Here is a 5576-nt window from a genome sequence, read left to right as displayed (position 1 = left end):
TCAGCAACCCCGCGCCGCCGCCCCCTCCAACGCAACAGCCTCCGGTTCAGCCATGGCCCGGCCCTGGTAAAGGCCACGGCAAGGGACGAGGCGGCGGCGAGGGAGATTAGGCCCCGAATTCATGCCGTCGCTGCCGTTCGTGCTAGGCCGGCCCCCCCGATCGTGGATGCCGAAGTCATCGAGCCCGAGCCCGAGCCCGGCTGCACCGACTTTCTCGACGCTCGAGTGTGACCGGCTGCGCGCATGAAGATCGCGATCAACGTAAGTCCCTCAGGCCACCGTCATGGCCACCGCCCGCGCACCATCTATAGCAGTATGGAATATCCTCACCATTGCTTCAGGCAAGTGCTTTGCGTGGCCACGACGTTCAGCCTGGTGCTCCGGTGTCGAAATGTTCGGGCAGGCAACTAAAGTTCGAGACCGTACCCACGGTCAGCACGGCGGCTACGTGCGCGTTCACGACCTTGTCGTCTGGCATCGGTGATGCGTTCGAATGCGGCTTCGCGAGCGCGGGTTTGGGCCCCGTAGTGGCGCCACGCCTGCGCGCGGTCAGTGCAGCGTTGGTCGTTGCGGTCGAGTAAGGCCGCCACGGCGGCGGGCAAGAGCTTGCGGTCGGTGCGTGCGGCGATGGTGTGCATGGTGCGGGCCCGGTCGTCGTTGGCGGTCAGGATGGTGTGGAGCGCGTGGGCGGCGGCGTGTTTGGTGCCGCGATGCATCTGGTGGATGCCAAGGTCAGCTCCGCGGTGCGTTTGGGCTTCGTTAGTGATCGCCGGATAGATGGCGAGGTGGTTTTCGTCGCGGCCGCGGGTCATGGCGACGTAGGCCATGGCGCGACTGGCGCGATCGGACACGATGGTCCAACAGATGCCCTGTTGGTTGGTGTTGCCGATGGTCATGCCTTGAGCGGAGTGCACGGTGCCCGCGTAGCCCAGGGTGACGTGCTCACGCAGATAGTCGCCTTGGAAGATGACACGGGCCTTATCGGTGAGCCGCTCGGCGGCGATGCGGCCTTGCTCGGCGTCGACGCCGACCACGCGCCAGCGGTTGCCGTTGCGGACCTGATCGACCTGCGCCCCGCGGCGGCACTGCGTGCCGGGTTCGACGGCCACGGTGGCATCGTTTTGGCGGCTCAGGATGAGATCCCCGGCGCGGACCTGCTGATCGCGAGCCACCTGCACACTAGGTGCGGTGGGGTTGGTGAAGTGGTCGTGCAGGCGTTGGTTGATGGCGTCGGCGATTTCCCAGGTGTCACACAGGATCGCGACGTCTTTGCTGGCGGCGCGGGCTGTGATGTAGGCGTTGGTGGCGTCGGCGGCCATGGCGATCTGGTCTCCGGTGTGCAGGCGGTCGTGGTTGCGGTACCAGCCGATGGCTTTGCGTAGCCGGTTGCCGCGCGCGGACCGCAAGGCTAGTGAGGCGTCGCGTTCGGCGGGGTCACGCATCCGCCACACCTCAGCAAGGCGCTGCGACCAGGGCAGGTCATCGCAGAGCTGCTCGAACAGGCCGCCGCGGGCTTTGACCGGCGCCAGCTGATGCGCATCGCCGACCAGGACGATCTTTGCCTGCGCGGACGTGGCGGTGTCGAGGAGTCGTCGCAGTTCGGGGGTACCGACCATGCCAGCTTCATCGACCACGATCACGGTGCGCTGACCGACCTGCAGCTCGTTGCCGTCGATGAGGCTCAGCGCTTTGGCCACGGTGAGGCCGCGGTTTCCGGCCCCGCCGCGCAGCGCCTCATCGACGGCCTTGCCGGTGGGTGCGAGCACAAGGACCTTTTTGTTGGCGCGGTGCGCACCGGCGCGCAGCGCTTGCAGCGAATGCGTTTTGCCCGCGCCCGCCGGCGCCTGCAGCGGCTGCACCAAATACGGCGAGTGCGCGATGTTGGCGATGACGCGCGCCTGATCCGCCGACAGGCCAGCGAGGTCCACCGGACGCACATCCAGCCGCGCGCGGTTATCGACCGCGTCCACCAGGTCAAAGACGCGCTCCTCCTCGGCGATCACCGCGTCCACGGTGAACATCTCGTGTCCCTCGCGGTGATGCGCCTGCCGCGGCGGGCTGACCCGGATACCGAACCTGTCCACCAGCTGCTCGATCAGCGCGCGCGCATCCCCGGGCGCGTCCACCGGTAACAGCGAGCCCACCAGCTCCACCAGATCCGCGCGCGTGAACGCGGCCTTGTCGATGCCCGCGACCATGCGCTCCAGTCGCGCGCGGTAACGCGGCGCTGCGCGGCGCGCCTCGTGCGCCGCCCGATGCGCGCCGCGGTCCAGGTGCAGTCGCCGCGGGTCAGCGCGCCAGTCGTCTTTGAGCGCGGCCCACGATGTCGATTCCGGTTTAGCCGGGCGCGTGGCTTTCTGCGCAGCGGCCAGCTGCTGCGCGCTCGGCTCACCATCAACGACCACCAGATTGTTGTGCGCCCACTCGCGCAGCTTCGTGGAGCGCTGCGACCACACCTTGATGCACTCCTTGGTGACCGCGGCGACCTCGGCCATCCCGGTAAACAGATCCACCGGAGCCCATTCCACGCCCAGTTCGGCGTGCAGCTCGTGGCGCAGCACAGCCTGATAGATGACACCGGCGGCTTTGGCTTCGTGAAACAGCGACTTGGAGTCAACCGACACCAGCACCCCGTCCGCGCGGGCCTGACGGTTGGGCACGATCACATGGGTATGCAGATGCGGATCTCCGCACCGCGAGGTTTCATGCTGATAGCCGATGCCCACCAGCCCCGGCAACCGCTGCAAGTCCTTGGCGCCGGTGAGCGGGTTGTGTACTCGGGTGTATCCGGCGTGCTGATGCAGATAAGTCATCGCCGCGGTGATGGCCCGCGCATGGGCGACCTGCATCGTCTTTTCTCCACGGTCATCAGTCAAGACCCGCAGCAGCGACACACTTTTCGGTGCCGCGAAGGTGAGATCGAACCCGTGCACACTGCCCCTGGTGAAGGACCGTCCAGCATGCCCGTTGGGGGCGATCCCGTCATCAAGCCAACGCTGCACCACGTCAGGATCAGCGCTACCCCCATCAGCAGCGCGCCCATCAAGGCCCACCAGCTCCACCGTGCGGGCGGTGTCGCCGACGATCAGCCACGTCGGTGTCCGGGTATCGCCTTCGGAGTAATACTCCCCCAACCCGCCGTTGGCTCGCTGGCGATCCAGCCCGGCCCGCGAAGCGTGGCGGGCAGTCTCGTTGTAGTAGTTGATGCTCCACCGCGACAGCCGAGAGATCGTCAACACAGGCGATCTCACAACCTTAGCGAGTCAAACCAGCTGTAGCGGACGGGATTTGGGGGCGTGCGCAGCGCACCCACAAATCAGTATTGCACCTCTGTGCCAATGTGCCGTGCAGAATTTTGGGGCGGTGGTCGAGATTGGGATGCTGTGGAACAGGTGAGTGTAAGTGTAACGGGGGCAGTGTTTTTGGGATGTTATGGGAAGGATCGGGGTTGTGGATCGCGAAAGGGTTGGGGATAACCGTGGTGGCTGGGTGCGCTCGTCTCGGCGGACGGATTGCGCGGCCGCCTCGAATCGAATTGAGCCGAAGGCGCTGCGAAGCTATCCCACCGAGCGGAGCGCAAAAGTTCTGCACGAGGCGTCACCGTGAGGAATTACAGTGGTGTTGTGAGCCTTGGTGAGACCGAGGCGATCAACGGCCCTCCGAGGCGCGAAGCCGACTGGGCGACAACCTACACAGTGGTGCGGCCCATCTGACAAGCCCTTGTCCGACACGACTCTACGGAGGGTGGTGAATGAAATTGGAAGACAACGTGTTCAATGATCTGCCGCTTCTGCTCGCGGTGCCACGAGCTGCGCAGCTGCTGGGAATCAGCCGGGCCGCGGCCTATCGACTGGTGGCGTCCGGAGAGTTGCCGGTTCGTCGGCTCGGCGGCCGCGTCTATGTGGTAACCGCCGGCCTTCGTGAGCTGGCCTCGTGAAAGGCTCTGTGTACCAGCGTGGTAAGACGTGGACGTATCGCTTCCTGAGCCCAAGCAAGGATCCCGCGACGGGGACGTACCCGACGATCTCTAAGGGCGGATTTACAACCGAGAAAGAAGCATGGAAGGCGTGCCGCGAAGCGATGCGCGACGCCGATCGTGGCCGCATCGTGAGTCCCTCGACTCGCACAGTAGCTCAGTTCCTCGCCGAGTGGCTCGCAGCCGTAGAGGCATCGCTGGATGCGACCACCTGGCAAAACTGGAAAGACTATGCCAACGCGTACGTGGTTCCGCGGCTCGGCGAAGAGCGGCTCCAGAGGCTCAATGAGCCACAGCTGTTGAAGCTCTATGCACTGCTCCTGGTTGAGGGGCGAGTCAAGCGTGATCGGAATACCGAGATGTTCCGCTACTGGTCCGCGCGTGTCGCGAACGGGGAAAACCCAAAACCTCTTGAGGTTTCCGAGGCATGCGGCACGACGATCCACGCGGCGCGGACGGCGCTACGCCGGTACGAATCGGGGATTGTCCCGACCGCGCTCTCTCCCGGTCTCGCCCCCAAAACGGTGCGCAACATCCACGCAATGATGCACCGGGCCCTCGTTGATGCCGTCACGTGGAAGTACATCGCATACAACCCGGCGAGCAACATCAAGCCCCCCAAGCGCCCTCGCAAACGGCGTACCGTGTGGGACCCCAGCGAGATCCAGAAATTCCTACTGTCGGTGCAGCGCGATCGGTTCGCGGCGCTCTTCCTGCTCGAACTGACAACCGGGTATCCGGCGGGGCCAGATCTGTGGTCTTAAGTGGTCAGCGGTCGACCTGGATGCTGGCGAGATTACTACCCACGACAATCGGGTGGTAGTCCGCGGGCACGCGCGGGACAAAGCCGGAGGCAAATCCCGCAACGCCGATAAGACGATATCAATCGACCGCACCACTCTTGCCGCGCTGCGCAGATGGCGCGAGCGCCAGAACGCCGAGCGAGAATTGCTCGGCGCCGCCTATTACCCCGACGACTATGTGTTCACCTTCGAGGACGGTCGCCCACCGCATCCGGACACTATCCGGCAGCGGTTCGACCGCCTGGCTGCAGCTGCTGGGCTTTCACGGATCACATTCCATGATCTGCGGCACTCCTACGCGACCAGCGCGCTGAAAGCGGGGCTGAGCCCGAAGGTGGTCAGCGAGCGGATCGGACACGCCAACGTGGGGTTCTTTCTTGAGACATATGCCCACGTCCTAAAGAACGACGACCGCGCCGCCGCTGAGCAGGCAGCGTCGTTCCTGATAGGCGCCGGCTGGGATCCGGAATCCGACGATAAGCAAGGCTAACGTTCACAAATCCATTCACAAGTGGGATGAAAATGGCCCCCGGAGGGTCCTCCGGGGGCCGTTTCCGCTGGTAGCGGGGACAGGATTCGAACCTGCGACCTCTGGGTTATGAGCTGATATGTAGTTCAGTCTGTCAAGAGGCAGGGTGAAGCGGCGGCCGCGGCCGGCGTCGTGGCCGCCGCTTCGTTGCCAGATGGGGTTCGCTGTCGGGGTGAGCGTGTCGTGTCGACGCGTGTCAGTCTGAAATGCGCGGATTGGCTACCGCAAGACGGGACCTTCGAGTCGGAGTTGGCCAGCGGGTCTAGCG

The 5576-nt window shown here is 64.8% G+C and carries 4 protein-coding genes; 3 read left to right on the top strand and 1 reads right to left on the bottom strand.

Annotated elements, in window-relative coordinates:
- Positions 1 to 407 precede the first annotated feature (407 nt).
- Positions 408 to 3239: a MobF family relaxase gene (mobF, locus tag VMD50_RS23445; protein WP_325431233.1), complete on the bottom strand. Its 2832-nt coding sequence runs from the start codon at positions 3237 to 3239 to the stop codon at positions 408 to 410.
- Positions 3240 to 3751: 512 nt separating this feature from the next.
- Here mobF and VMD50_RS23440 point away from each other — a divergent pair.
- The 3 genes from VMD50_RS23440 to VMD50_RS23430 are packed head-to-tail and all read left to right on the top strand — an operon-like array spanning position 3752 to position 5269.
- Positions 3752 to 3937, top strand: a complete 186-nt coding sequence (locus VMD50_RS23440; protein ID WP_325431231.1) for a helix-turn-helix domain-containing protein — start codon at positions 3752 to 3754, stop codon at positions 3935 to 3937.
- Positions 3934 to 4740: an Arm DNA-binding domain-containing protein gene (locus VMD50_RS23435; RefSeq protein ID WP_325431229.1), complete on the top strand. Its 807-nt coding sequence runs from the start codon at positions 3934 to 3936 to the stop codon at positions 4738 to 4740. Before VMD50_RS23440 ends, VMD50_RS23435 begins: the two co-directional genes overlap by 4 nt.
- Complete coding sequence (locus VMD50_RS23430; RefSeq protein ID WP_325431235.1) at positions 4712 to 5269, top strand: tyrosine-type recombinase/integrase; 558 nt, start codon at positions 4712 to 4714, stop codon at positions 5267 to 5269. Before VMD50_RS23435 ends, VMD50_RS23430 begins: the two co-directional genes overlap by 29 nt.
- Positions 5270 to 5576: the final 307 nt, after the last annotated feature.

Source organism: Mycobacterium sp. (genome assembly GCF_035506235.1).
Lineage (GTDB): Bacteria > Actinomycetota > Actinomycetes > Mycobacteriales > Mycobacteriaceae > Mycobacterium.
This window is presented reverse-complemented; position numbering and strand designations above follow the sequence as displayed.

Excerpts from the sequence above, each read along its gene's own strand:
- VMD50_RS23440 (WP_325431231.1), top strand. The coding sequence starts at position 3,752 with ATGAAATTGGAAGACAACGTGTTCAATGATCTGCCGCTTCTGCTCGCG.